This window comes from Bacteroidota bacterium, assembly GCA_038746285.1.
GTDB lineage: Bacteria > Bacteroidota > Rhodothermia > Rhodothermales > JANQRZ01 > JANQRZ01.
Window position 1 is genome coordinate 64,392 of the sequence record JBCDKT010000009.1, and the last position, 24,348, is coordinate 88,739.

Below are 24,348 nucleotides of genomic sequence, written 5' to 3' on the forward strand. Positions count from 1 at the left end.
GCTTACCCACTTCCGTTTGTCCCTCCTTCGGCTCCTACCCGCTGCGCGAAGGCGAGGACCAGCCGGAGGTGCGTCGAAACGAGGGCGTCGAGGCCGAGGTCGCCGAGCCGCTCGCTGGGCGTGGACGGCAGCTTGGGGGGCGAGATGCGGCCCATCCAGAGCGGGAGCTTGTCGCTGAGCGCGCGCGGACCGGGGAACTGGCCGACGGGAAAGTGGACCCCGTAGAACTCCATCTTCCGCCCGAGCCGCTCGTAGACGCTCTGGTCGACCTCGACCTCGCCCTCGCTGCCCTCGGCGACGAGGCGGCTGCCGAGCAGGTAGTCGTGGTACAGGAACGGCGTCTCCAGAAGGGCTGTCCCCACGGCCTGCGCTAGCGTGCCTTGCAGTCCCACTTCGGCGGCGCGCGTCGTCACCGTCGCGATGAGCGCCAGGGTCTCCTCGGCGACGAGTTCCGGGTTGGCGGCGCGCGTCAGCGAGGGCATGGCCGTGCGGACGAGGTCCTGCGTCGCGCTGAGGACGCCGAGCGAGGCGAAGGCGGTGACGCGGGCGGCAGCGATCATCGGGTCAGCAATGCGCAGGGGCGACGCATGCGTCGCCCCTACGGTGCGAATGTAAGGCTGGCAGGCTAGGACCCGGCCGCCGGATCTTCGTCGCCGCCGATGGAGCGGCGCATCTGCGTGTCGGCCTCGACGTTGCGGAGGTTGTAGTAGTCCATCACGCCGAGGTTGCCGGTGCGGAACGCCTCGGCCATCGCCTGCGGGATCTCGGCCTCGGCCGCGACGAGGCGCGCTCTCTGCTCCTGCACGGCGGCCCGTTGCTCCTGCTCGGCGGCGACAGCGGCGGCGCGGCGCTCCTCCGCCTTCGCCCGGGCGACTTGCAGGTCCGCCTCGGCCTGGTCGGTTTGGAGCTTCGCCCCGATGTTCTCGCCCACGTCCACGTCGGCGATGTCGATCGAGAGGATCTCGAACGCCGTCCCACTGTCGAGGCCCTTCGCAAGCACCGTCTTCGAGATGTTGTCCGGGTTTTCGAGCACCATCAGGTGCGTCCCCGACGAGCCAATTGTGGAGACGATCCCCTCGCCCACACGGGCGATGATCGTCTCCTCGCCTGCGCCGCCGACGAGCTGGTTGATGTTGGCGCGGACCGTCACGCGGGCAATGGCCCGGACCTGGATGCCGTCCTTGGCAATCGCCGAGATCGGCGGCGTCTCGATCACCTTCGGGTTGACCGACACCTGGACGGCCTCGAACACGTCGCGCCCGGCGAGGTCGATGGCCGTCGCCTGCTGGAACGGGAGGTCGATGTTGGCTTTGTCGGCAGAGATCAGCGCCTGGACGGTGTTGCGGACGTTGCCGCGGGCGAGGAAGTGCGTCTCCAGCTGGCTGGCCGAGACGTCGATACCCGCCTTGCGCGCGGTGATCAGCGGCGCGATGATGGCCGAGGGCGGCACCTTCCGCAGCCGCATCCCGATCAGTTCGGTCAGCCGGACGCGGACGCCCGCCGTGATCGCCGACACCCACAGCCCGAGCGGGATGAAGTAAAAGAAGACGATCAGGAGTGCGACGATCAGGAAAATGAACAGCACGCCGCCGGTGGCAAACAGGGCATCCATGAGCACTAGGGGTTGGGAATGGGTGGAGTGTGGCTCTGGCAGAGCGGTGGAGGCGCAAGCGCGAGCAGGGCAGCCGGAGAGCCGAAGGTGCGCGGCCGCATGCCCGCTCTAAGGGTACGCACCACACCCCGTAGGTTTCAAACGCCCCGTGCGCGCGCTTACGGCGCGCTATTTCTGCTTGTGCTGCCGCACCTTCTCCGGATCGGGGGCGATGATCGTCTTGTGCTTGCCCTCCTGCGGGAGCGACTGTGGGTCTGTCCCGATGTGGGGCTGCACGCTCGGGTCGCCGGTTCCCGATTTGTCCTCGACGTAGTCGGGGCGCTGCTGCTGGAGTTTTTGGGGGTCGATCTCAGGCTGGTCGGACATGGTGCGATGGGCCAGGCTAGAGGAGAGAAGGCTCTGGTACGGCACAGCGAGCAGTTCGTTCGTCCGCTCGCCTGTCCGACTTCTCACTACCCTCCTTCCCCTCCACGCCGAGCCGGACGTCCTCGGTCAGACAGGCTGCCCAGTCTTCTTCGGATCGGCCAGCGGATAGTCGGCCTCGACGCGGCCCTGGGCCATCTCCCGGAGTCGACGTTTCAGGAGCCGCCGGCGGAGCGGGCTGATGTGGTCGAGGAAGAGGACTCCGTTGAGGTGGTCGAACTCGTGCTGCACCACGCGCGCCAGCACCCCCGAGGCCTCGGTCTCCTGCGGCTCGAACGACCGGTCGAGAAAGCGCACATGGATACGGTCGGGCCGGACGACGTTCTCGCGGATGTCAGGAATCGAGAGGCAGCCTTCCTCGAAGTCGCAGAGGTCGTCTTCGTCGCCTTCCTCGATCTCCGGGTTGATGAACGCCACGGGCCCCTGCGCCCAGGCCGGCACTTCGCCCAGCTCTTCCTCGATGTCTTCCGCCATCGCGCTGAGGTCGATGACGAACAGACGCTCGGTCCGCCCCACCTGCGGGGCCGCCAGGCCGATCCCGCTCGCCCCGTGCATCGTCTCGACCATATCGTCGAGAAGCCGCTGGAGCGCAGGGCTGTCGGCCTCGACGGGCGTCGTCTCGGTGCGGAGAACGGGGCTGCCATAGGGGTAGATGGGAAGGATCATGCTGAGCGTCGAGAGTCAGGGGTCGAGAGTCGGGACGTCGTCTGCGTGCTCGTCCAGGTACTCCTGGAGGATGATGGCGGCGGCGGCGCGGTCCACGCGTTCCCGGTCGCGGCGGGCCTTGCGGCCAGCGCCGGACGCGCGGATCGCGTCCCTGGCCCGAGCCGACGAGAACCGCTCGTCCCACGTCACGATGCCGACCCCGGGAAAGGCGTTGCGCAGCCTGTTGGCGAACGGCTGCACGCGGGCGGTTGCTTCGCCCTCTTCGCCGTCCGGCGTGAGCGGCCAGCCGACGACGATGGTCTCGATCCCCTCGCGGTCGTGGAGCGCCCGAAGCGCGGCCACGGCCTCGTCCGGCGCATGCGTCTCCAGCGGCTGGGCGAACAGCCGCAGCGGGTCCGCTACGGCGAGGCCGACGCGCTTCGTGCCGTAATCGACGCCGACGATTCGGGGTCCGGGGGAGTGCATGGCAAGATGGGGATACCAGTCAGGGCCGGCAGAACCGGCCCTGAAGGTACAACGAGTGGCAGAGCGTACCGCTAGGCTCCGCTCAGTTCCTTTTTACGGGCCGTGCCGTTGGTCTTCTTGGCGGTGCCGTTCTTCCTGCCGTTGGTCGGCGTGTAGTCGGCGCTGCCCTCGGGGATCGAGTAGCCGAGGTCGGCCAGGGGCTGCTGGAGTTCCAGCTTGACCCGCTTGCTCGGCTTGAAGTGCGTCTTGCGGCGGCTAGGGATGAAGACCGTTTCGTTGGTCTTGGGATTCCGCGCCTTCGGCTTGGCCTTGGTCTTCTTGACCTCGAACACGCCGAAGTCGCGCAGTTCGATTCGGATTTCAGGGTCCGCGCCGAGCATGAGTTCACGTAGCGCCGTGATGACGTCCGTCACCCAGGGTTCCGACTTGTAGATCGGCTCGCCCCGCAGTTCTGCTACGCGGCGCGCTACGTCTTTCTTGGTCAGCGTAGGGACACGCTTCTGAGCCATGTTTATCTCCGTGGTGGTGAGTAGGTAGGGGTGGCGGTACACATACGAAGGTTTAACGAACGAAACGAAATAAATATTTCGCGTTGCAACCCGAGTCCAATATACGGCCAACAGGCTATATACAGAACCTATTTCACTTAACAATGCGCCTTACCTTCAGGGCACTGCGTATCGTGGGCGTCGTAGCACGCTGCCACCGTCTGCGACGCGGGCACCAACCTCGCGTGTCTGCACATGTTCCAGGAAACGAATGCGTTCCTGCGCATGCCCCGTTATTAACACCGTTCATGCAAAACCTTCACGAAGGGTGATCATTTTCAAACCGATAGACCCCGTAGATCCCCTCTACGCGCCCGAGCCGCTGCATCAGGCGCTGCAGGTGCTTGAGGTCCGAGACGAGGAGCACGATCGTCCCTTCGAACACGCCGTCCTCGCTCTCGATCGTGATCGAGCGGATGTTGGTCTTGAGGTTCTTCGAGATGACCGTCGTGAGGTCGGAGACCATCCCGACGCGGTCCTCGCCCACGAGGCGGAGCGCCGAGATGAACTGCACGTCTTTCTGCCTACTCCACTCGACGGGAATGACCCGGTCGGCGTGGTCCATGAGCAGATGCGGAGCGTTCCGGCAGTTCGTGCGGTGGATGTTGATGGTCCCGGTCTTCGAGACGAAGCCGAACACGTCGTCGCCGGGGATCGGGTTGCAGCACGTGGCATACTGCGTAGCGAGGTCGGCGTGGTGCTCGCCGTCGATGACGAGGGCGGCGCGGCCTTCCTCGCGAGCGGTCTCGGTGAACTCGGTGACCTGTAGACGGAGGGGCGTGTCCTCCGTGCTCGCTGCCGCTTGCTCCTCGCTCCGGTGCCCTTCCTTGACGAAGCGGACGAAGTCGGCCGGGTCGTAGAGGCCCGACCCGATCTCGTAGAACAGCTGCTGCGTGTTGGGAAACTTGAGCTTGGACGACAGCCGGTTTAGGTCGTCCTCGTCGATCTCGAGCTTGGCCCGCTTCAGCTTGCGTTCCAGCAGGTCGCGCCCGTGCTCGGCCGTCTTGCGCCGCCTCTCTCTGATCCAGTGCCGGATGCGGGTCCGCGCCTTGTGGGTGACCACGAACTGCATCCAGTCCGGGTTCGGCTTCTGCTTGTTAGAGGTCAGAATCTGGACTTGGTCGCCGCTCGTGAGGCGGTACGAAAGCGGCACCATGCGGCCGTTGACTTTGGCCCCGATGCAGTGGAAGCCGACCTCGGAGTGCACCTGGAAGGCGAAGTCCACGGGCGTCGCGTCGCGCGGGAGCGTCATGACGTCGCCGCGCGGCGTGAAGACGTAGATCTCCTCGTCGTAGAGGCTGAGCTGGAAGTCCTTGACGAAGTCGATGGCCCGGTCCGAGGCCGGGGTCTCCATCAGTTCGCGGACCCAGGCGTAGATCTGCTCTAGGGCCTCATCGCTGCGGACCTTCGCGGCCACGCCGTCTCCGCCGCCCTCCTCTTTGTACTTCCAGTGGGCCGCCACGCCGCGCTCGGCCACGGCGTGCATCTCCTCGGTGCGGATCTGGATCTCGACGGGCCGGCCATCGGGCCCGATGACCGTCGTGTGGAGGCTCTGGTAGCCGTTCGACTTCGGGACGGAGATGAAGTCGCGGAAGCGCTCGGGGATGGGCTTGTAGAGGTCGGCGAGGATAGAGTAGACCCGCCAGCAGTCCTCGCGCCCCTTTTTGCCTTCGCCCTTGAGCACGACGCGGACGGCGAAGAGGTCATAGATCTCGTCGAGTTCTTTCTGCTGGACCTGCATCTTGCGGTGGATCGACGAGATGCTCTTGGGGCGGCCGTAGATCGAGAACGCAAACCCGGCGTCTTCCAGTTCGGCCTCGACCGGCTCGATGAACTGCTCGACGTGGGCCTCGCGCTGCTTCCGGGTCTTGTCGAGCCCGTTCGCAATCGCCCGGTAGGCGTCGGGCTGGAGATATTTCAGGCAGAGGTCTTCCAGTTCGGTCTTGACCTTGTTCAGCCCGAATCGGTGCGCGAGCGGCACGAAGAGGTCGTGGGTCTCAGTGGCAATCTTGAGCTGTCGCCGCTGGCTGAGGGAGCCGAGCGTCCGCATGTTGTGGAGGCGGTCGGCGAACTTGACGATGATGACCCGGATGTCCGAGGCCATCGAGAGCATCAGCTTGCGCACGTTCTCGGCCTGTCCGAGGTCGCGGCTGGCGAAGACATGGTCGATCTTGGTCAGGCCGTCGATGATCTGCGCCATCCCCTGCCCGAACTCGGCTTCGACCAGTTCGAGCGAGAGGTCCGTGTCCTCGACCGTGTCGTGCAGGAGCGCCGCGATGACCGAGACGTCGTCGAACGGCACGTCGCGGGCGACGATCGTGGCGACCTCCAGCGGGTGCGAGATGTAGCGCTCGCCGGAGGCGCGGCGGTCGTCGCGGTGCGCCCAGTAGGCCACGCCGAAGGCGCGGCGGACGAAGTCCTCGTCGACGGCGGGGAGGTTGCGGCGGCAGTATTCGAGGAGCACCCGGAAGCGCCGCTCGAAGGCGGGCTCGACGTGGATGTCCCGAAGCTGCGCACTGAAATAGGAGGAGGCTTGGATCATGCCGGCGCTGGAGTGGCGACGAGGAAACGTTTACGATACGGCGATCCGTACCGCCGCGCAACAGCCTTCTACGAAAACGGCCTCACCTGACGCGCAGGCGAGGCCGTTCGTAGAGCTGGAGAGCCACTAGCCGCGCTGCCCACTGCCTTGCGGGTCGCCCTCGTCGCCGGCACCGGTGTCGGCCGGGGGCTCGCCTTCGCCCGAGGCCGCGCCTTGCGGAGCGTCGGGATGCTCGTTCTCCTCCGGGTCGGACGCGGCTTTCGGCGCGTCGTCGGAATCGGTCGAGGCATCGTCGGCGGCAGGGGCCTCTTCGACCTCGGGGGCGGCTTCAGCTTCCGTTTCAGCGGGGGCCTCTTCGGCGGCTGCCTCCGCTTCCGGTTCGGCGGAGGCCTCTTCGGAGGCTGACTCCGCTTCCGGTTCGGCGGGTGCCTCGACTTCGGCTGCCGCTTCCCGCTCCTCGGCGGGGGCGTCAGCCTCCACGGCCTCGGCAGCAGCTTCGGCCTCTTCGACCGTAGCCTGGTGCGCCGTTGCGCCTTCGGCTTTCAGGTTCTCGACGTAGCTCGCGTGGGCGTCCGTGTCGCCAGTGGCGAGGAAGCCGGCCTGCTCAGCCCACGTCTCCTCGTTGACCGTCTCATCCGACGTGCTGCTGCCCTCGGCAATCGCCGCGCGGAGCGTGCCGAGGTCGGCCTCGGCGAGCTGGGCGAAGGTTGTGATGCCCGCGTCGCCGAGCGCGGTGGCGAAGACCGGCCCGATGCCCCAGACCTTTGTCAGGTCGTCGGCCTCGGGCGTCTCGGCAGCGGGAGCCTCAGCGGCTTCGGCAGCCGGGGCGGCTGTGGCGGCCTGCGTGGCTTGCTGCTGACCCGACCCCTTGCTCCGGCTGCGACCGCTGCTGCGGCGCGTCCGGCGCGTGCGCTTCGAGCCACCGTCCGGCCGCACGTCGTTGTAATCGACCAGCTCGATGATGGCGAGCTCCGCCGCATCGCCCTGCCGGAGACCGAGCTTGACGACGCGCGTGTAGCCGCCGGGCCGGTCGCCGATGCGGCTAGCGACGTCGCCGAAGAGTTCCTTGACGGCCTCTTTGTTGCGGAGGTGCCGGAAGACCTGGCGGCGGCTGGCCGTCGAGTCGTCCTTCGCCCGGTTGATGAGCGGCTCGATGAACGAGCGCAGCGCCTTCGCCTTCGGCATCGTCGTCTCGATGCGCTTGTGCTCGATCAGGGCCGAGCCCATCGCGGCGAGCGTGGCCTTGCGGTGCGCAGCCGTGCGCCCGAGCTTCTTGATTTTCTTCTGGTGTCTCATGAGGGTTGGTTTCTGGTTCCTAGTTTATGTTTCCTGGTTCCAACTAGAAACCAGAAGCTGAAAACCAGAAACTGTCAAGCGGTTTCTTCGACGTATTTGTCCACGTCCATCCCGAAGCGCAGGTTGCGGTCTTCGAGCACGGCGACGAGTTCTTGGAGGCTCTTGCGGCCGAAGTTGCGGAACTTCAGCATCTCCGACTCCTCGCGCCCGACGAGGTCGCCGATCGTCTTGATGGAGGCGGCCTTGAGGCAGTTCTGGGCGCGGACCGAGAGGTCGAGGTCGTCGACGCTCTGGTTGAGGAGCGAGCGGACGCGCTGCACCTCGGCGTCGACCTCCTTCTCCTCTTCCGGCTGCTCGGGCTCCTGCTCGACCGAGATGAAGAGGCCGACGTGGTCGCGGAGGATCGAGGCGGCGGCGGTCAGCGCGTCCTCGGGCGTGACCGAGCCGTCGGTCTCGACTTCGAGCGTCAGCCGCTCGTAGTCGATCTTCTCCCCGACGCGGGCCGGGTTGACGGTGTACTTGACGTTCAGGATCGGGGTGAAGATTGAGTCCACGGCGACGACGCCGATGGGATCGTCGGCGCGCTTGTTCTCGTCGGCCGGGACGTAGCCGCGCCCGCGCCCGACGCGGAACTCCATCAGCACGTCGGCCTCGTCGGAGAGCGTGGCGATGTGGTGGTCGGGGTTGAGGATCTCGAACTCGGCCGTGGCGTCGGCGAGGGTGCCGGCCGTGAGTTCGGCGGGACCGTCGAGCTGGACGGTGATTGTGCCCTCGTCCTCTTCGCCCGCGCGGAAGCGGACGCCTTTGAGGTTGAGGATGATGTCGGCCACGTCCTCGGTCACGCCGGGGACGGTCGAGAACTCGTGCTGGACGCCGTCGACCTTGAGCGCGGTGATGGCGGTGCCTTCGAGCGAGGAGAGGAGCACGCGGCGGAACGCGTTGCCGATCGTCACGCCGTAGCCGCGCTCGAGCGGTTGGACAGTGAAGCGGCCGTAGGTCTCGTTCATCTCCTCGACCTGCACGCCGTCCGGCATCTGAAGCTGGATGTTCGTCATCGTCTGGGTCATAGTGGGGTTCGTAGAGGCGGGTGGCGGGGGTGCGCGGACAGGACGCCGCAGCGGTGGACCGGAAGGGCCTACTTGGAGTAGAGCTCGACGATGAGCTGCTCGCGGATGTTCTCCGGGATGTCCTCGCGCTCGGGGAAGTCGAGGAACTTGCCGCGGAGGGTGGAGCGGTCCACTTCGAGGTGCGGGAAGGCGCGGCGGCTGCGCTCGGCGGCGTCGCGGACGGCGTCGAGGTTCTTGCTCTTCGGCCGGATCTCGACGATGTCGCCGGGGCGGAGCATGTGCGACGGGATCGACGAGACGCGGTCGTTGACCATGACGTGCCCGTGGTTGACGAGCTGCCGGGCCTGGCGGCGCGTCCGGGCGAAGCCGAGGCGGAAGACGACGTTGTCGAGCCGGGCCTCCAGGAATTTCAGGAGATTCTCGCCGGTGACGCCCTTCTTGCGGGACGCCTTCTCGAAGAGGTTGCGGAATTGCCGCTCCAGCAGACCGTAGGTGTACTTCGCCTTCTGCTTCTCCTTGAGCTGGACGGCGTACTCGCTCTCCTTGCGGCGGCGGCTCTGGCCGTGCTGGCCGGGGCCGTAGGGCTTGCGTTCGAGCGACTTGGAGGGGCCAAAGATCGGCTCTTTGAAGCGGCGGGCCAGCTTTTGCTTGGGGCCTCTGTATCGGGCCATAGTATGCTCTGGATGTCTTAGAGTGGACAAACGTGGGACGCGCCCTCTAGACGCGCCCCGTCGGACTTATACCGAATGCCGAGCTGCGAATGACGAATGTCGAGTTATCTCATTCGACACTCGACATTTGTAACTCGAAACTTGCTAGACGCGGCGGCGCTTCGGGGGCCGACAGCCGTTGTGAGGAATGGGGGTGATGTCGCGGATCGTGAGGAGCTCGAGGCCGGCAGTCGAGAGCGCGCGGATCGCGCCTTCGCGGCCGGAGCCGGGGCCCTTCACGTAGACATCGACGCGGCGGAGGCCGAGGTCGTAGGCTTCCTTCGCGGCGGCACCGGCGGCGACGCCGGCAGCGTAGGGTGTGTTCTTGCGCGAGCCGCGGAAGCCCATCTTGCCGGAGCTAGCCCACGAGATGGTATTGCCGTAGGAGTCCGTGAGGGTGATCATGACGTTGTTGAACGTCGCCTTGATGTAGGCCGTGCCGTTGGACTCGACCTGGATCTTCTTCTTCTGCTGGCGGCGTCCGCCGCGTGACTGCTGCTTTGCCATACTGTGTGCGGTGTGAGGTTGTCTGTCCCGGCGTGCGCTCGGTGACGAAGAGACGGGGCTCTGCGAGCGGGCGCGGACCGGGGACGGGGTTGGGTTTCTAGTTTGCAGTTCCTAGTTTCTAGTTGTACCGATGACGGCTCGGAGAGCTTAACCAGGAACCGAGAACTAGAAACCTATTTACGCGGTGCCTTCTTCTTGCCGGCGACGGTGCGCTTGCGGCCCTTGCGGGTGCGGGCGTTCGTCTGCGTGCGCTGGCCGCGGACCGGCAGGCCGCGCCGGTGACGGAGCCCCCGGTAGCAGCCGATGTCCATCAGGCGCTTGATGTTAAGCTGCGTCTCCGTGCGGAGCGAGCCCTCCACCGTGTAGTGGTCCTCGATCAGGCGCCGGACCGTCCGGGTCTGCTCTTCGGTCCACTCCGCGGGGTGGATGGTCGGGTCGATCTCGGCGCGGCCGAGGATCTCGCCCGCGCGCGAGCGGCCGATCCCGTAGATGTCGGTCAGCGCCACTTCGCCGCGCTTGTTGTTCGGAACGTCGACTCCTGCGATTCGAGGCATAGTGCGAGTGTTGAGTGACGAGCGACGAGCGACGAATGGGTGTACTCGTCGTTCGTGACTCGTCGTTCGTAGCTACCCTTGGCGTTGCTTGTGCTTGGGGTTCTTCTTGTTGATGACGTAGATGCGGCCCTTGCGGCGGACGATCTTGTCGTCGGCAGAGCGCTTCTTGACGCTGGCTCGGACTTTCATGGCTCAGGGTTCAGCGAGTACGGCCTCGGCACTGGGGATGAACGCCCCCTTTGCGGCGAGGACCGCCTCTATAGGTTCGAACGAGGAGAGCACGGCTGGCTCGCCCCGTTGGACGAGGATCATGTGTTCGTAGTGCGCGGCAGGCTGGCCGTCGGCGGTGCGGACGGTCCACCCGTCGGGATCGACGATGACCTCGTGCGTGCCGCCGGTGATCATCGGCTCGACGCAGAGCGTCATCCCGGTCTTGAGCTTCTTGCCGACGCCGCGCCGCCCGACGTTTGGGACCTGCGGGTCTTCGTGGAGGCTCAGGCCCACGCCGTGGCCGACGAGGTCGCGGACGACGCCGTAGCCGCGCCGCTCGCAGAACGACTGCACGGCGAACGCGATGTCGCCGATCCGCCGGCCGTGTAGCCCGTTCCGTATGCCTTCGTAGAGCGACTGTTTCGTGTCGGTTAGCAGCGCCGCCTTCTCGGCGGATATTTCACCGACGGCGAAGGTGTAGGCGTAGTCGCCGAAGTACCCGTCGAGCTCGACCCCGCAGTCGACCGATACCACGTCACCTTCTTCGAGCGGGACGTCGCTCGGAAAGCCGTGGACGACGACGTCGTTGACCGAGACGCAGAGCGCGGCCGGGAACGGCGTGTCGTTGCGGGCGATCCGGTAGCCCTTGAACGCGGGTCGCGCCCCGGCGTCGGCGATCATCTCCTCGGCGACGCGGTTCATCTCGCTCGTCAGCGCCCCCGGCTCGACGCGGCGCGCGACCTCCGTCAGCACCTGCCCGACCAGGGCAGCGCTGCGGCGCATCGCTTCGACTTCGCGTTCGGACTTGAGGCGGACCACGGGGTGTGTTTCTGGTTTACGGTTTCTGGTTTCTAGTTCGGCACGCTCGGTTGCTGCTGGCCAACTAGAAACCAGAAACCAGGAACTGCAAACTTAGCGGCGACCGCGGACGCGGCCGGTCTTCATGAACCCGTCGTAGTGGCGCATCAGAAGGTGGCTCTCGATCTGCTGCAGTGTGTCGAGCGTGACGCCGACGAGGATGAGCAGGCTCGTCCCGCCGTAGAAGCTCGCGAAGCCCGGCGTGATGCCACCGAGCTGCACCGCAAACGCAGGCAGGATTGCGACAAGGCCAAGGAAGATGGAGCCGGGGAGCGTGATCCGCGTCAGGATATTGTCGATGAACTCGGAGGTCTGCTTCCCGGGCCGGATGCCAGGGATGAAGCCACCCTGCCGCTTCATCGTGTCCGCCATCTCCTGCGGGTTGACCGCGATCGCCGTGTAGAAGTAGGTAAAGAACACGCAGACGAAGAAGAAGATCAGCGAGTAGCCCCACCCGAAGATGTCGCCCGTCCACGTCCCGACGGTGAGCCAGAAGCTGCTCTCAGGGAAGAACGCGGCAATCGTACTTGGGATGAACATGATCGACTGCGCGAAGATGATCGGCATGACGCCGGCGGCGTTGACGCGGAGCGGCAGGTACTGCGTCGTCCCGCCGTAGACCCGGCGCCCGACGACGCGCTTGGCGTACTGCACCGGAATCCGCCGCGTCCCCTGCGTCACGAGCACGATGCCCCCCGTCACAAGCACGAGCACGCCGATCTCGATCAGGAAGATGAAGATGTTGCTCTTGAGCTGGAACTCGTTGAGCAGCGAGGTCGGCAGGAAGGCGATGATCCCGATCATGATGAGGAGCGAGATCCCGTTGCCGATCCCCTTCTCGGTGATCCGCTCGCCGAGCCACATGACGAAGACCGTCCCCGCCGTCAGCACGATCACTGTCGTGATCATGAAGAAGGTCGAGTTGACAACAATGGCCTGGCCCGTCGCACCGCTCAGAAGGTTGATCGCGTAGCCGACCGACTGGAGCGCCGTGATGCCGACCGTCCCGTAGCGCGTCAGCTGGGTGATCTTGCGCCGCCCGTCCTCGCCCTCACGCTGGAGCTTCTGGAAGTACGGCACGACGGCCCCGAGGAGCTGGATGATGATCGAGGCCGTGATGTACGGCATGATGCCGAGCGCGAAGATGCCGGCCTGGAAGAACGCGCCGCCGACGAACATGTCGAACAGCCCGAAGAGGCCGTCGCGGCTCTGGTCCCCGACCGCGGCGAGGATGCGGGCGTCGACGCCGGGGAGCGTCACGTACGCCCCGATGCGGTAGACGACGAGGATGCCGAGCGTGAAGAGGATGCGGCGGCGCAGCTCCTCGATCTTCCAGATGTTGCGGAGGCTTTCAGCGAATGAGGACATCGGGTTTGAGTCTAGAGTCGAGAGTCAGGGCGTCGGGCGTCCGACGGGGTCACTCTACGACATGGACAGAGCCGCCGGCGGCTTCGATTTTTTCCCTCGCCGAGGCGCTGAAGGCGTGGGCCGAGACGGTGAGCTTCGCGGTCATCTCGCCGTCGCCGAGGATCTTGACCCGGTCGCGCTTGTCGGTGAGGCCGAGCGAGACGAGGGTCTCCGGCGTGACGTCGGCCCCGCTCTCGATCCGGCCCTCGTCGAGGAGCCGGCTCAGGCGCGAAATGTTGACCGCCGCGTACTCGACGCGGTTCGGGTTCTTGAAACCACCTTTGGGGACGCGGCGCTGGAGCGGCATCTGGCCGCCCTCGAACCAGGCGGGGATGCGGGCACCGGAGCGGCTCTTCTGGCCTTTGTGGCCCTTCGTGGCCGTGCCGCCCTTGCCCGAGCCCTCGCCCCGGCCGATGCGCTTCTTCGATTTCGTCGAGCCCTTTGCGGGCTTGAGCGTGCTGAGGTCCATCGTGTGTGTTGGCTAGGCGCCCACCCGCGCTCCGGGCGGACTCGCGTTGTGAAAAGCCTACGCTTCCTCGACGGAAACGAGGTGGCGAACCTTCTCGACCATGCCGCGGATCTGCGGCGTGTCGTTCAGCTCGTTGGTCTTGCCGATCTTGCCGAGGCCGAGCGCCGCGATCGTGCGCTTCTGCCCGCCCTGCTGGCCGATCGTGCTCTTGGTCTGCGTGATTTTCAGCGTTGCCATAGTAGCTATTGACTGTTGGGGTGTGGCCGTTGGCGTGTGCGGATTTGGCTAATAGCCGGGGGCTCGCAGCCAGAAGCTCCTTACCCGTTGAAGACGCGGGTGACCGACACGTCGCGGCGCTTGGCCACTTCGCCCGGGTCCTCCAGGCTCTGGAGCGCGTTGATCGTCGCCGAGACGACGTTGTGGGGGTTGTTCGAGCCCTGGCTCTTGGTGAGCACGTCGGTGTAGCCCGCGCACTCGAGCACGGCGCGGACGCCGCCGCCGGCGATGACGCCGGTACCGGCGCTCGCCGGCTTGACGAGCACGCGCCCCGCGTCCTGCACGCCGATCACGGCGTGCGGGATCGTCCCCTTCTTCATCGGGACCTTGAACATGTTCTTCTTAGCTGCGTCGGTGCCCTTCGCAATCGCGTCGGCGACCTCGTTGGCCTTGCCGAGGCCGTGGCCGACCGTGCCGGCCCCGTCGCCGACGACGACGACGGCGCTGAACGAGAAGCGGCGGCCGCCCTTGACGACCTTCGCCACGCGGTTGATGTGGACGAGCCGCTCGATCAGGTTCTGCTGCTCGGAGGCTTTGGCCTTGCGGCCGCGTCTGCTATCCTTTGCCATGCTTGGGGGGGTATGGGAGTCGGAGGGGCTGAGGGTATGGAAGTGCGAGTCGCTCACGCACCCATACGCTCACACCCCCACACTTAGAATTTCAGTCCGCCTTCGCGCGCGCCGTCGGCGAGGGCCTTGATGCGGCCGTGGTAGCGGTAGCCGTTGCGGTCGAAGACAGCGGTCTCGACGCCCGCCTCCTTCGCTTTCTCGGCCAGGCGCTGCCCGACGGCTTTGCCGACCTCGGTCGGGTTGCCGCCCGAGACGTTCTCGTCGAGGCTGGAGGCCGCGGCGAGCGTGTGCCCTTCGAGGTCGTCGATGAGCTGCGCGTAGATGTTGTTGTTGGAGCGGAAGACGCTCAGGCGCGGGCGCTCGCCCGTGCCGCTGATCTTGGCGCGGACCCGGCGCTTGATGCGCATCCGGTTCTGCACTTTCTTGCTCTGCCTTGCCATGGTAGTTCAGGTCTCGGCGGGAAGATTTCCGACCCTCCCGCTCTTTTGAGTTTCGAGCGACGAGTTACGAATGACGAGTTCGAGGAAGGCACCCGTTCGTACCTCGTCGTTCGCAGTTCGTCATTAGCGTGCGGCTGTCTTGCCAGCCTTCCGGCGGACGTACTCGCCGACGTAGCGGACCCCCTTGCCCTTGTAGGGCTCCGGCGGGCGGAGGGCGCGGATCTTCGCTGCCACCTGCCCGACCATCTGCTTGTCGATCCCCTCGATCGTGATCAGGGGGTTCTTGCCGCGCGCGGACTCCGTCGTGATCGTGATGTCGTCCGGCGGGAGGAAGAAGATGGGGTGCGAGAAGCCGAGGGCGAGTTCGAGCACGCCGTTGTTGACTTCGGCGCGGTAGCCGACGCCGATGACTTCGAGCTGCTTCTTGTAGCCTTCGGTGACGCCGATGACGGCGTTGTCGATGAGGGAGCGGTAGAGCCCGTGCATCGACCGGTGGCGCTGCTGCTCCGTCGGGCGCTCGACGAGCACCTCGCCGCCCTCGACCTTGACTGTGAGATCGGGGTCGACGGGCACCATGAGTTCGCCCTTCGGGCCTTTGGCCGTCACCACGTTGTTGTCGGCGACGGTCACCGTGACGCCGTCCGCGACGGGAATGGGCTGCTGTCCAATACGAGACATAATGCTGTTGTCAGGGGTCCGCCGCGAAGGGCGGACCGAGGCTAAAACACTTCGGCGAGGACTTCGCCGCCGATGCCGGCGCGGCGAGCTTCCTTGTCCGTCATCACCCCGCGCGAGGTCGAGACGATCGCTACGCCGAGGCCGTTGCGGACGCGGGGCAGGTTGTCGGCCCCGACGTAGCGGCGGAGGCCCGGCTTCGAGACGCGCCGCATCGTGTGGATGACGGGGGCACCGCCGCGCTGGTACTTGAGGTAGACGCGGAGCAAGCCCTGCTTGCCGTCGTCGACGTTGAGGTAGTTCTTGACGTACCCCTTGTCCATCAGGATCTGCGTCATCGCCCGCTTGACTTTGGAGGCGGGGATGTCGGTGTAGGGGTGCCGGGCCTTCTGCGCGTTGCGGATCCGCGTCAGGTAGTCCGAGATGGGATCGGTGATGCCGCTCATACTTCGGGTCGGGGTCTTCGGCCAGTTTGCGAGCGGGGCTCACACTTAGCCGCTAGAGTTTTGAGAATGGAAGATTGAGGATTGAAGATGGATCTACTCTCCATCCTCTACACTCCATCTTCCAGAGTTACCAGCTTGATTTCTTGACGCCGGGAATTTTGCCGGCGAGGGCCATTTCGCGGAAGACGATGCGCGAGACGCCGAACTTCCGCATGTAGGCGCGGGAGCGGCCGGTGAGCGCGCAGCGGTTGTTGAGGCGGACGGGGCTCGCGTTGCGCGGCAGCCGCTGCAGGCCTTCGTAGTCGCCGGCCGCTTTCAGCTTGCGGCGCTTCTCGGCGTACTTCGCCACCATCTTGCGGCGCTTCTTCTCGCGGGCGATCCAGCTTTTCTTTGCCATGGTCTCGTGTGGTTCGTGCTAGGTGCACGGCGTGCCGTGCCCGTACGGGGTTAAGCTGCTTCGGCTTCTTCGCGGCGGACGAACGGCATGCCGAGCGCCTTGAGGAGCGCGAGCGCCTCGGCGTCGGTCTCGGCGGTCGTGACGAAGGTCACGTCGAGGCCGCTGACCGAGTCCACCTCGTCGATGTTGATCTCGGGGAAGATGATCTGCTCCTTGACGCCGAGCGTGTAGTTGCCGCGCCCGTCGAACGACCGGTCCGGCACGCCGCGGAAGTCGCGCACGCCGGGGAGGGCGAGCGTGATGAGGCGGTCGAAGAACTCCCACATCCGCGCGTCGCGCAGCGTCACGCTGACGCCGACCGGCATGCCTTCGCGGAGCTTGAAGTTCGAGATGCTCTTGCGCGCGCGGCGGGTGACCGGCTGCTGCCCGGTGATCGTGCGAAGCTCCTCGACGGCGTCGTCGAGGACCTTCTTCGTGTTGGCGGCCTCGCCGATCCCCTTGTTGACGGAAATCTTGACGAGGCGCGGGACCTGCATCGTGTTGTCGTAGCCGAACTCCTTGGTGAGCGCCTCGACCACCTCGTCGTGGTAGCGCTGCTTGAGCCGGGGGACGTACTTGTCTTCCATGATCTCGTGTGTTCGCGTGGGCCGTTCGGGCCGGAGCAGACAGTAAAAACGGGGAGCGTCAGGGCGTGTTCGCGAAGGGGTAGCCAGAACCTGGGGTGTTACCGGTCGAGTTCTTCGCCTGTTGTCTTGGCGACGCGGACCCAGTGGCCCTTGCCGGTCTCGGGGTCCTCGATCCGCTTGCGCCCGACGCGCGTCGGGTTGCCGTCGGCGTCGACCGGCATCACGTTCGAGATGTGGATCGGGAACTCGCGCTCGATCCGGCCGCCCTGCGGGTTGGTCTGGTTCGGCTTGGTGTGGCGGATGCGGACGTTGACGCCCTCGACGACCACACGGTCGGTCTTGGGATACACCTTGAGCACGCGCCCGGCGAACCCTTTCTCGCGCGGGTTGATGCCGGTGATTGCCTTCGTCAGCGCGACCGTGTCGCCCTTTTTGACGTGGAGCTTTTTCATGTTGGTGCAGTTTCTCGTTTCTTGTTTGTCGGTCCGGTCGTGCTCGCTCAACTAGAAACCAGAAACGGCAAACCAGAGACCTGATCAGAGGACTTCGGGGGCGAGGGAGACGATGCGCATGAACTGCTTCTCGCGCAGCTCGCGGGCGACGGGGCCGAAGATGCGGGTCCCGCGCGGCTCGTCGGCGTCGTTGAGGAGGACGGCGGCGTTCTCGTCGAAGCGGATGTAGGAGCCGTCCTTGCGGCGGTACTCCTTCTTCGTGCGGACGACGACAGCGTGGGAGACTTCGCCTTTCTTGACGTTGCCGCCGGGGACCGCGCTCTTGACCGAGACGACGATCTTGTCGCCGATGCGGGCGTAGCGCCGGCCGCTGCCGCCGAGGACGCGGATGCAGAGGACCTCTTTGGCCCCCGAGTTGTCCGCCACCGCGAGTCTGGATTCTTGCTGGATCATGTCTGTTGGGAGTTTCCGGTTTCTGGTCTCTAGTTTCTGGTTTGTTGATCCGGTTGCGCTCGCTTAACTAGGAACCAGAAACGTTGAACTAGAAACTGCTATTTGGCGCGTTCGACGATCTCGACGAGCCGCCAGCGCTTGTGCTTGCTCATCGGGCGCATCTCCATGATGCGGACCGTGTCGCCGGCCCCGGCGTCGTTGGCCTCGTCGTGGGCCATGAGCTTGGTCGTCTGCTTGATGAACTTGCCGTAGATCGGGTGCTTCACCTGGCGCTGGATAGCGACGGAGATCGTCTTGTCCATCTTGTCCGAGACGACGAGCCCGATGCGCTCTTTCCGGGCGTTGCGGCCTTCGGGGACAGCCTCGACTTCTTCGGCCTCGGCGGGCTCGGGAGCGGAGGGCGCTTCGACGGCGGCTTCGGGCGCGTCCACGGCCTCGGCCACTTGCGTCTCGGCCGACTGCTCGGCGTTTGCTTCTTCGGTGGTCTTAGGTTCCATATCTGTTGTCAGGTCGCTTGGTGAGCCGACACCTCACCAACTACGAGTAGAAGGAGTGTGCTCAGGAGACGGTCTGCGTAAGAGACCCCTGTTTCTGCTTGAGGATGGTCTTGAGGCGGGCGACTTCGCGGCGCTTGCGGCGGAGCACGAGGGGGTCCTCGAGCTGCGCGATGGCGTGCTGGAAGGTCAGCACGTCGAGGTCGTGCTCCTCGTCTTTGATGCGCTGCGTGATCTCCTCGGAGGAGAGTTCGCGGACTTCTTTGGCTTTCATGGGGGACTGAGTTTCTGGTTTCTGGTTTCTAGTTTCTCGTTCGGCTCTCAACCAGAAACAAGAAACGAGAAACTTATTTTCGCGTGGCGACGGGGGCGACGTAGTCCGGGCGGACGACGAACTTGGTCTTGACCGGGAGCTTGTACTGCGCCAGCGCCATCGCCTCGCGGGCGAGGTCTTCCGGCACGCCAGCCAGCTCGAACAGGATGCGGCCCGGCTTGACGACAGCGACGAAGTACTCCGGCGAGCCCTTGCCCTTGCCCATCCGGGTCTCGGCGGGCTTCTTGGTGATCGGCTTGTCCGGGAAGATCCGGATCCAGACTTTACCCGTACGCTTGATCTTACGGGTGATCGCCACGCGGCAGGCCTCGATCTGGCGCGAGGTGATCCAGCCCGGCTCGAGCGTCTTGATGGCGAAGTCGCCGAAGTTGATCCGGGAGCCGCGCTGCGCGTTCCCCTTGATGCGCCCCTTCTGCATCTTGCGGAACTTGGTGCGCTTGGGCATCAACATGACAGTAGACTCGGTTTAGTGCGTGTGCAAGTGTGGAGTTGAGAGGAGACTTAGCTGCGGCGCGAACGGCGACCGCCGCCGCCCTCGCCACCCCGACCGCCGCGACCTCCTCGGCCGCCGCGCTCCCCGCGCTCGCCACGGCGGCGGCGCTCCGGCGGCGGGGCCGACATCTGCTGCTGGCGCTGGACCTGCGCGTTCGGGCTGAGGTCAGGCTTGCCGAGGATCTCACCCCGGTAGATCCAGACCTTGACGCCGGTCGTGCCCTGGATCGTGAAGGCCGTCGCCTCGGCGTAGTCGATGTCGGCGCGCATCGTGTGGAGCGGGACGCGGCCCTCGAGGTACTGCTCGGTCCGGCTCATCTCGGCCCCACCGAGGCGGCCGGCGAGCTTGACGCGGATGCCCTCGGCCCCCATCCGCATCGCGGCCGAGAGCGACTGCTTCATCGCGCGGCGGAACGAGACGCGGCCCTCGAGCTGCTGGGCGATGTTCTGCGCCACGAGCGAGGCGTCGACTTCGGGCCGCTTGATTTCGTTGATGTTGATCTGGATGTCTTTCTCGGTGAGCTGCTTGAGCTCCTCGCGCAGCTTCTCCACCTCGGTCCCCCCGCGCCCGATGACCACGCCGGGGCGGCTCGTGTGGAGCGTGAGGATGACGCGCTTCGGCGTGCGCTCGATCACGACGCGGCTCAGGCCTGCGCGCTTGAGGCGGGCGTCGAGGTAGCGGCGGATCTCCTCGTCCTCGACGAGCTTGTCGGCGTACGATCCGTCGGTGTACCAGTTGGAGTCCCAGCCGCGGATGACTCCGAGGCGAAACCCGACAGGATTGATCTTCTGACCCAAAGGACTATCCTCTGCTGTGTGCTAAAAGGGTGACTTACGCGTCGTCCCCGTCGCGCGCGGCGACGACGACGGTGAGGTGGCTGTTGCGCTTCTTGATGCGGTGGGCGCGCCCGCGCGAGACCGGGCGGAACCGCTTGAAGACCGGGGCCTCGTCCACAAAGATCTCGCTCACGATGAGGCCCTCCTCGTCCACGCGCTCGTCGTCGGCCTGGTCGAACAGGTTGTTCACCGCCGATTGGATCGTCTTCTCGATCGGGGCGGCCGCCTTCTGGGGCAGGAAGTGCAGCGTGTTGAGGGCCTCGGTGACGCCCTTGCCGCGGACCTGGTCCGCGACGATGCGCATCTTGCGGGGCGAGGAGCGGATGAACCGCAGCTTGGCTCGGGCTTGCATAGCGATGAGAGTCGAAAGTGGGGGCCGAGCGTCGGAAGCGCGGCGCGGGACCCCGGCGGGGTTACTAGCGGCGCTTGTCGGCTTTCGTCCCGGCGTGGCCGCGGAAGAGGCGCGTCGGGGAGAACTCGCCGAGCTTGTGGCCGACCATGTTCTCGGTGACGTAGACCGGGATGAACTGCTTGCCGTTGTGCACGGCGAAGGTGTGGCCCACGAACTCGGGCGTGATCATCGAGCTGCGGCTCCAGGTCTTGATGACCTTCTTCCGGCTGCTCTCGTTCATCGCGTCCACCTTGCGCTGGAGCTTGTAGTAGATATAGGGGCCTTTCTTGAGCGAGCGTGCCATGACTACTAGAGGATGGAGAGTGGAGAATAGAGGATAGAGAACGAGGTGCGTGGCTGAGTGGGAGGGTCCATTCTCAATCCTCTATCCCCCATCTTCTATTTCTTCTGCTTGCGGCGGCGGACGATGAACTTGTTGGAGGCTTTGCCTTTCTTGCGGGTCTTGTAGCCCTTGGCGGGCACGCCGGTCGGACTCTTCGGATGCCCGCCGGAGGCCTTGCCCTCGCCTCCGCCCATCGGGTGGTCGATCGGGTTCATGGCGACGCCGCGCGTCTTCGGGCGGATGCCGAGCCAGCGCTTGCGCCCGGCCTTGCCCCACTCGATGTTCATGTGGTCCGGGTTCGAGGTCTGGCCAATCGTGGCGCGGCACTCGACGGGCACCATGCGGATCTCGCCCGAGGGGAGCTTGAGCGTGGCGTACTTGCCCTCGCGCGCCTGGAGCTGCGCGAAGGTGCCGGCGCTGCGCGCTAGCTGCGCGCCCTTGCCCGGCTTCATCTCGATGGCGTGGATGAACGTGCCGAGCGGGATGTTGGCCAGCGGCAGGCAGTTGCCGACTTCCGGCGGGGCCGCTTCGCCCGCCTGCACCGTCGTTCCGACCGTCAGCTTGTCCGGGGCGATGATGTAGCGCTTCGTTCCGTCGACGTAGGCCAGGAGCGCGATGCGCGCCGTGCGGTTCGGGTCGTACTCAATCGAGGCGACCTTGGCCGGGATGCCGTCCTTGTCGTTGCGCTTGAAGTCGATGATCCGGTAGCGGCGTTTGTGGCCGCCGCCCTGGTGGCGCGTCGTGATCCGGCCGTTGTTGTTGCGGCCGCCCTTGCGCTTGACCGGTGCGAGCAGGCTCTTCTCGGGCGTCGTCTTGGTGATCTTCTCGTACTGCGAGAACGAGCGCTGGCGATGCCCCGTCGTGTTCGGCTTGAGTTTGCGGATTGCCATGATTCGAATGTCGAAGTGCGAATGTCGAGTTGCGAGTGGGTGCCCGTTCGACACTCGTCACTCGTCGCTCGTCATGTGCTAGATGCTTTCGAAGAAGTCGATCTCGCCGCTCTTGAGGGTCACGATGGCCTTCTTGTAGGACGGCTTGCGCCCTTCGATCAGGCCCCGGCGGGTGAACTGGCGGCGGCGCTTGCCGCGCACCACCATCGTCCGCACCTCCTTGATGTCCACGTCGGGGTAGCGGGCCTGGACCGCGTTGCGGATCTGGATCTTGTTGGCGTTCTTCGCCACCTTGAAGGCGTAGTGCCGACCCTCCTCCATGAGGCGGGTCATCTTCTCGGTGACGATGGGTTCGATGAGGATGGAGCGGGCCATGGTGGGACTTGGCTAAAAGGGTAGACTACTCGGCGGCATCGGCAGGCTCGGCGTCCGCAGGCTCGACCGGAGCGGACGTGGCGGCGGTCTTGCCGAGCGCGTCGGTGAGCGCGCTGAGTGCCCCCTCCTGGAGGAGGATCACATGGGCGTTCATCAGGTCGAGCGTCGAGGCACCGGCGGCGGGACGGACGGTCAGCTTCGGGATGTTGCGCCCGGAGCGGTGGAGCACGTCGTCGTGCTCGCCGGTCAGGAGGAGCACCTTGCGACCGCCGAGGTCGTGGCTCGAGAGCAGACGTGCAAGATCGCGCGTCTTCGGGGCGTCGAACTGGAAGTTCTCAACAATCCGAAGCCCTTCCTGCCGCGCCTTGTGGGCGAGCGCACTCCGGCGGGCGAGCTGCTTCGTCTTGCGGTTGACGCCGACGGAGTAGCTGTGCGGGCGCGGGCCGAAGATGATGCCGCCGCCGCGGCGCGTCGGGCTCTTGGCGTCGCCGACGCGGGCGTGGCCCGTGCCTTTCTGGCGGTAGAGCTTGCGGGTCGATCCGCGCACCTCGCTGCGGCCTTTCGTCTTGTGAGTACCCTGGCGGGCGTGGGCCTGTGCGGCGCGGACGTCGAGCCAGATCGCGTGGTCGTTCGGCTCGATTCCGAAGACGCTCTGGTCGAGCTCGACGGTGCGGCCGGCGTCGCTGCCTTCGCGGGTGTAAACGGTCAGTGTCATCGTTGGTCTCTCTTAGAGGGGTCGCCCGAGCGACCCGTCGCTTAGGCTTTGCGGATTTCGACGATCCCCTTCCGGGCACCGGGCAGCGCGCCCTGGACGAGCAGCATGTTCTTGTCGGGGTAGATGCGGACGACGCTGAGGTTCTTGACCGTCACGCGGTCGCCGCCGGTGCGGCCGGCCATCTTGGTGCCCTTGAAGACGCGGCTCGGGTCCGAGGCCTGGCCAATCGAGCCCGGGGCGCGCTGGCGGTTGTGCTGGCCGTGCGTCGCGTCGTTGACGCCGCCGAAGTTGTGGCGCTTGACGACGCCCTGAAAGCCCTTACCCTTCGACGTGCCGACGACGTGGATCAGGTCGCCCTCTTCAAAGACGTCGCCGACGCTGACTTCGTCGCCGAGGCCGAGGTCGTCCATCCCGTCGAAGCGGCGGAACTCGACGAGGTGGCGCTTGGGCGAGGTCTTGGCTGCGTCGAAGTGGCCCTTGAGGGCCTTCGTCGTGCTCTTCTCCGTGCGCTCGCCGAAGGCAAGCTGCACCGAGCGGTAGCCGTCCGTCTCGTCGCTCTTGACCTGCGTCACCGTGCAGGGGCCGGCTTCGACGACCGTGCAGACGATGTTACGCCCGTCGTCGTCGAAGATGCTCGTCATGCCGATCTTTCGGCCGAGGATTCCGCTCATTGTAATCTCCTGATTAAGTTAAGCGTTAAGGTATGTTAGTTGGCTCGGTTGAAGGTGGTCTCGCCCCCCTCAATGAGATCCAAGAGTTCTTCCGGGAAGTCTTCGCCGAGGAGAGACTCGATTGCCTCGCGGCCCTCCGGCGTGTTCTCCACGGTGAGCGCGAGCGTGTCGCCGCCGCGCAACTCGAAGTCCACCGCCACTGAGGAGGCCGGGATGGTCTCGCCGTTGACTTCAGTCGTCGTGAGGCGAAGCTGCTGGCCGCCCTCAGCGATGGTGTAGGTCCCTTCGTTGACTACCGTCTCGCCGTCTTCGAGGACTGTGACCATCCCGAAGCCGAGCAACTCAGCATCGACGCCAATCGGTCCAGTCACTCGGAACGTGAAGCCGGACCCGTCGAAGGAGACGGAAATGGATCCGCTGCTGCTCGCGTCAAGGACTGGCACGGAGACGGTACCGAAGACGCCGGTGTTCACACGGGCGCTCGCCGAGGTCACCTCCCACGTCCCGAGGATGCGCTCCTCTACGGGCGTATCGTCCTCACTATCCGAGTCGCAGCCCGTGAGGGCGAGGCTCAGCGCAAGGAGCGGTAGCAGCGCTATGTGGGCGAGACGGTTCAAGGTCAGACTTTGATCTCGACATCGACGCCGCTCGGAAGCTCCAGCTTCATCAGGGCGTCGACGGTTTTGGACGAGGTCGAGAGGATGTCGATCAGCCGCTTGTGCGAACGGTGCTCGAACTGGTCGCGCGCCTTCTTGTCGACGTGCGGGCTGCTGAGGACCGTGTAGATCTCGGTCTTGGGCGGCAGCGGGATCGGACCGCTGACGACGGCCCCGGTCTGCTTGACCGTGCGGATGATCTTCTCGGCGCTCTTGTCCACGAGGTTGTGGTCGTAGGACTTGAGCTTGATGCGGATTTTCTGGCTAGCCATGTGCGGCTCTGTTAGTAGGCAGGGGCGCAGCATGCTGCGCCCCTGCGACGGTCAATCGTGTTAGTCGAGGATGTTGGCGACGACGCCCGCGCCCACCGTCCGGCCCCCCTCACGGATCGCAAAGCGCAGCCCCTGCTCCATCGCCACCGGCACGATCAGCTTCACGCGGAACTGCGTGTTGTCCCCCGGCATCACCATCTCCACCCCCTC

General features: G+C 65.6%; 37 protein-coding genes and 1 pseudogene. All 38 read right to left on the reverse strand.

Translation table 11 applies throughout. The annotated features are described in order from the left end of the window. Positions 1-2 precede the first annotated feature (2 nt). A complete protein-coding gene (locus AAGI91_04670) occupies positions 3-560 on the reverse strand; it encodes a hypothetical protein (protein MEM1041903.1) in 558 nt (185 codons plus the stop codon). A 65-nt stretch (positions 561-625) separates the two neighbouring features. Continuing rightward, a complete protein-coding gene (floA, locus tag AAGI91_04675; GenBank protein MEM1041904.1) occupies positions 626-1,612 on the reverse strand; it encodes a flotillin-like protein FloA in 987 nt (328 codons plus the stop codon). A 168-nt stretch (positions 1,613-1,780) separates the two neighbouring features. Then, complete coding sequence (locus tag AAGI91_04680) at positions 1,781-1,978, reverse strand: hypothetical protein (GenBank protein ID MEM1041905.1); 198 nt, start codon at positions 1,976-1,978, stop codon at positions 1,781-1,783. 126 nt (positions 1,979-2,104) lie between these two features. After that, on the reverse strand, positions 2,105-2,701 hold the full coding sequence (gene def / locus AAGI91_04685; protein MEM1041906.1) for a peptide deformylase: 597 nt from the start codon (positions 2,699-2,701) through the stop codon (positions 2,105-2,107). Between the two features lie 15 nt (positions 2,702-2,716). Continuing rightward, complete coding sequence (gene ruvX, locus AAGI91_04690; GenBank protein MEM1041907.1) at positions 2,717-3,166, reverse strand: Holliday junction resolvase RuvX; 450 nt, start codon at positions 3,164-3,166, stop codon at positions 2,717-2,719. A 71-nt stretch (positions 3,167-3,237) separates the two neighbouring features. After that, the gene (locus AAGI91_04695) at positions 3,238-3,675 is read right to left on the reverse strand and encodes an HU family DNA-binding protein (protein MEM1041908.1); all 438 of its coding nucleotides are present in this window, start codon (positions 3,673-3,675) and stop codon (positions 3,238-3,240) included. Between the two features lie 298 nt (positions 3,676-3,973). After that, the gene (locus AAGI91_04700; GenBank protein ID MEM1041909.1) at positions 3,974-6,256 is read right to left on the reverse strand and encodes a bifunctional (p)ppGpp synthetase/guanosine-3',5'-bis(diphosphate) 3'-pyrophosphohydrolase; all 2,283 of its coding nucleotides are present in this window, start codon (positions 6,254-6,256) and stop codon (positions 3,974-3,976) included. Positions 6,257-7,102: 846 nt separating this feature from the next. Continuing rightward, positions 7,103-7,552, reverse strand: a pseudogene (gene rplQ / locus AAGI91_04705) (50S ribosomal protein L17). Between the two features lie 74 nt (positions 7,553-7,626). Next, a complete protein-coding gene (locus AAGI91_04710; protein ID MEM1041910.1) occupies positions 7,627-8,607 on the reverse strand; it encodes a DNA-directed RNA polymerase subunit alpha in 981 nt (326 codons plus the stop codon). 80 nt (positions 8,608-8,687) lie between these two features. Beyond that, on the reverse strand, positions 8,688-9,290 hold the full coding sequence (gene rpsD / locus AAGI91_04715; protein MEM1041911.1) for a 30S ribosomal protein S4: 603 nt from the start codon (positions 9,288-9,290) through the stop codon (positions 8,688-8,690). Positions 9,291-9,434: 144 nt separating this feature from the next. Further along, positions 9,435-9,836 (reverse strand): 30S ribosomal protein S11, encoded by a 402-nt coding sequence (rpsK, locus tag AAGI91_04720; GenBank protein MEM1041912.1) that lies wholly within the window; start codon positions 9,834-9,836, stop codon positions 9,435-9,437. Between the two features lie 173 nt (positions 9,837-10,009). After that, positions 10,010-10,390: a 30S ribosomal protein S13 gene (rpsM, locus tag AAGI91_04725; GenBank protein ID MEM1041913.1), complete on the reverse strand. Its 381-nt coding sequence runs from the start codon at positions 10,388-10,390 to the stop codon at positions 10,010-10,012. Between the two features lie 72 nt (positions 10,391-10,462). Next, positions 10,463-10,579 carry a 50S ribosomal protein L36 gene (gene rpmJ / locus AAGI91_04730; protein MEM1041914.1) on the reverse strand — a complete coding sequence of 39 codons (117 nt, stop codon included), beginning with the start codon at positions 10,577-10,579 and terminating at the stop codon, positions 10,463-10,465. A 3-nt stretch (positions 10,580-10,582) separates the two neighbouring features. Then, positions 10,583-11,419, reverse strand: a complete 837-nt coding sequence (gene map, locus AAGI91_04735; protein MEM1041915.1) for a type I methionyl aminopeptidase — start codon at positions 11,417-11,419, stop codon at positions 10,583-10,585. A 93-nt stretch (positions 11,420-11,512) separates the two neighbouring features. Then, positions 11,513-12,826, reverse strand: a complete 1,314-nt coding sequence (secY, locus tag AAGI91_04740; protein MEM1041916.1) for a preprotein translocase subunit SecY — start codon at positions 12,824-12,826, stop codon at positions 11,513-11,515. A 49-nt stretch (positions 12,827-12,875) separates the two neighbouring features. Beyond that, the gene (rplO, locus tag AAGI91_04745) at positions 12,876-13,334 is read right to left on the reverse strand and encodes a 50S ribosomal protein L15 (protein ID MEM1041917.1); all 459 of its coding nucleotides are present in this window, start codon (positions 13,332-13,334) and stop codon (positions 12,876-12,878) included. Between the two features lie 57 nt (positions 13,335-13,391). Further along, positions 13,392-13,571: a 50S ribosomal protein L30 gene (gene rpmD / locus AAGI91_04750; GenBank protein ID MEM1041918.1), complete on the reverse strand. Its 180-nt coding sequence runs from the start codon at positions 13,569-13,571 to the stop codon at positions 13,392-13,394. A gap of 80 nt (positions 13,572-13,651) precedes the next feature. Further along, entirely contained in the window at positions 13,652-14,179 is a 528-nt protein-coding gene (rpsE, locus tag AAGI91_04755) for a 30S ribosomal protein S5 (protein MEM1041919.1), read from the reverse strand. A gap of 83 nt (positions 14,180-14,262) precedes the next feature. Further along, positions 14,263-14,619, reverse strand: a complete 357-nt coding sequence (rplR, locus tag AAGI91_04760; protein MEM1041920.1) for a 50S ribosomal protein L18 — start codon at positions 14,617-14,619, stop codon at positions 14,263-14,265. A gap of 123 nt (positions 14,620-14,742) precedes the next feature. Then, the gene (gene rplF / locus AAGI91_04765; GenBank protein MEM1041921.1) at positions 14,743-15,297 is read right to left on the reverse strand and encodes a 50S ribosomal protein L6; all 555 of its coding nucleotides are present in this window, start codon (positions 15,295-15,297) and stop codon (positions 14,743-14,745) included. A 41-nt stretch (positions 15,298-15,338) separates the two neighbouring features. Further along, on the reverse strand, positions 15,339-15,740 hold the full coding sequence (gene rpsH / locus AAGI91_04770; protein MEM1041922.1) for a 30S ribosomal protein S8: 402 nt from the start codon (positions 15,738-15,740) through the stop codon (positions 15,339-15,341). Between the two features lie 127 nt (positions 15,741-15,867). Beyond that, entirely contained in the window at positions 15,868-16,137 is a 270-nt protein-coding gene (gene rpsN / locus AAGI91_04775; GenBank protein ID MEM1041923.1) for a 30S ribosomal protein S14, read from the reverse strand. A 50-nt stretch (positions 16,138-16,187) separates the two neighbouring features. Next, a complete protein-coding gene (gene rplE / locus AAGI91_04780; GenBank protein MEM1041924.1) occupies positions 16,188-16,763 on the reverse strand; it encodes a 50S ribosomal protein L5 in 576 nt (191 codons plus the stop codon). Positions 16,764-16,861: 98 nt separating this feature from the next. Next, complete coding sequence (gene rplX / locus AAGI91_04785; GenBank protein MEM1041925.1) at positions 16,862-17,215, reverse strand: 50S ribosomal protein L24; 354 nt, start codon at positions 17,213-17,215, stop codon at positions 16,862-16,864. An 84-nt stretch (positions 17,216-17,299) separates the two neighbouring features. Further along, positions 17,300-17,668 (reverse strand): 50S ribosomal protein L14, encoded by a 369-nt coding sequence (rplN, locus tag AAGI91_04790; GenBank protein MEM1041926.1) that lies wholly within the window; start codon positions 17,666-17,668, stop codon positions 17,300-17,302. A gap of 98 nt (positions 17,669-17,766) precedes the next feature. Continuing rightward, complete coding sequence (rpsQ, locus tag AAGI91_04795; protein ID MEM1041927.1) at positions 17,767-17,994, reverse strand: 30S ribosomal protein S17; 228 nt, start codon at positions 17,992-17,994, stop codon at positions 17,767-17,769. Positions 17,995-18,226: 232 nt separating this feature from the next. Beyond that, the gene (gene rpmC / locus AAGI91_04800; GenBank protein ID MEM1041928.1) at positions 18,227-18,436 is read right to left on the reverse strand and encodes a 50S ribosomal protein L29; all 210 of its coding nucleotides are present in this window, start codon (positions 18,434-18,436) and stop codon (positions 18,227-18,229) included. Positions 18,437-18,509: 73 nt separating this feature from the next. Further along, complete coding sequence (gene rplP / locus AAGI91_04805) at positions 18,510-18,947, reverse strand: 50S ribosomal protein L16 (GenBank protein MEM1041929.1); 438 nt, start codon at positions 18,945-18,947, stop codon at positions 18,510-18,512. 50 nt (positions 18,948-18,997) lie between these two features. Beyond that, positions 18,998-19,786, reverse strand: a complete 789-nt coding sequence (rpsC, locus tag AAGI91_04810) for a 30S ribosomal protein S3 (protein MEM1041930.1) — start codon at positions 19,784-19,786, stop codon at positions 18,998-19,000. Between the two features lie 34 nt (positions 19,787-19,820). Next, positions 19,821-20,177 (reverse strand): 50S ribosomal protein L22, encoded by a 357-nt coding sequence (gene rplV, locus AAGI91_04815; GenBank protein MEM1041931.1) that lies wholly within the window; start codon positions 20,175-20,177, stop codon positions 19,821-19,823. A 64-nt stretch (positions 20,178-20,241) separates the two neighbouring features. Then, complete coding sequence (gene rpsS, locus AAGI91_04820; GenBank protein MEM1041932.1) at positions 20,242-20,520, reverse strand: 30S ribosomal protein S19; 279 nt, start codon at positions 20,518-20,520, stop codon at positions 20,242-20,244. Positions 20,521-20,615: 95 nt separating this feature from the next. Continuing rightward, a complete protein-coding gene (rplB, locus tag AAGI91_04825; protein MEM1041933.1) occupies positions 20,616-21,449 on the reverse strand; it encodes a 50S ribosomal protein L2 in 834 nt (277 codons plus the stop codon). Between the two features lie 78 nt (positions 21,450-21,527). Then, a complete protein-coding gene (gene rplW, locus AAGI91_04830) occupies positions 21,528-21,824 on the reverse strand; it encodes a 50S ribosomal protein L23 (protein MEM1041934.1) in 297 nt (98 codons plus the stop codon). Positions 21,825-21,849: 25 nt separating this feature from the next. Continuing rightward, positions 21,850-22,539 carry a 50S ribosomal protein L4 gene (gene rplD / locus AAGI91_04835; GenBank protein MEM1041935.1) on the reverse strand — a complete coding sequence of 230 codons (690 nt, stop codon included), beginning with the start codon at positions 22,537-22,539 and terminating at the stop codon, positions 21,850-21,852. Positions 22,540-22,580: 41 nt separating this feature from the next. Further along, the gene (gene rplC / locus AAGI91_04840) at positions 22,581-23,210 is read right to left on the reverse strand and encodes a 50S ribosomal protein L3 (GenBank protein MEM1041936.1); all 630 of its coding nucleotides are present in this window, start codon (positions 23,208-23,210) and stop codon (positions 22,581-22,583) included. Positions 23,211-23,245: 35 nt separating this feature from the next. Further along, a complete protein-coding gene (locus AAGI91_04845; GenBank protein ID MEM1041937.1) occupies positions 23,246-23,827 on the reverse strand; it encodes a hypothetical protein in 582 nt (193 codons plus the stop codon). A 2-nt stretch (positions 23,828-23,829) separates the two neighbouring features. After that, positions 23,830-24,138, reverse strand: a complete 309-nt coding sequence (gene rpsJ, locus AAGI91_04850; GenBank protein MEM1041938.1) for a 30S ribosomal protein S10 — start codon at positions 24,136-24,138, stop codon at positions 23,830-23,832. Positions 24,139-24,198: 60 nt separating this feature from the next. Then, a partial coding sequence (tuf, locus tag AAGI91_04855; GenBank protein ID MEM1041939.1) for an elongation factor Tu occupies positions 24,199-24,348 on the reverse strand: 150 nt, incomplete at its 5' end.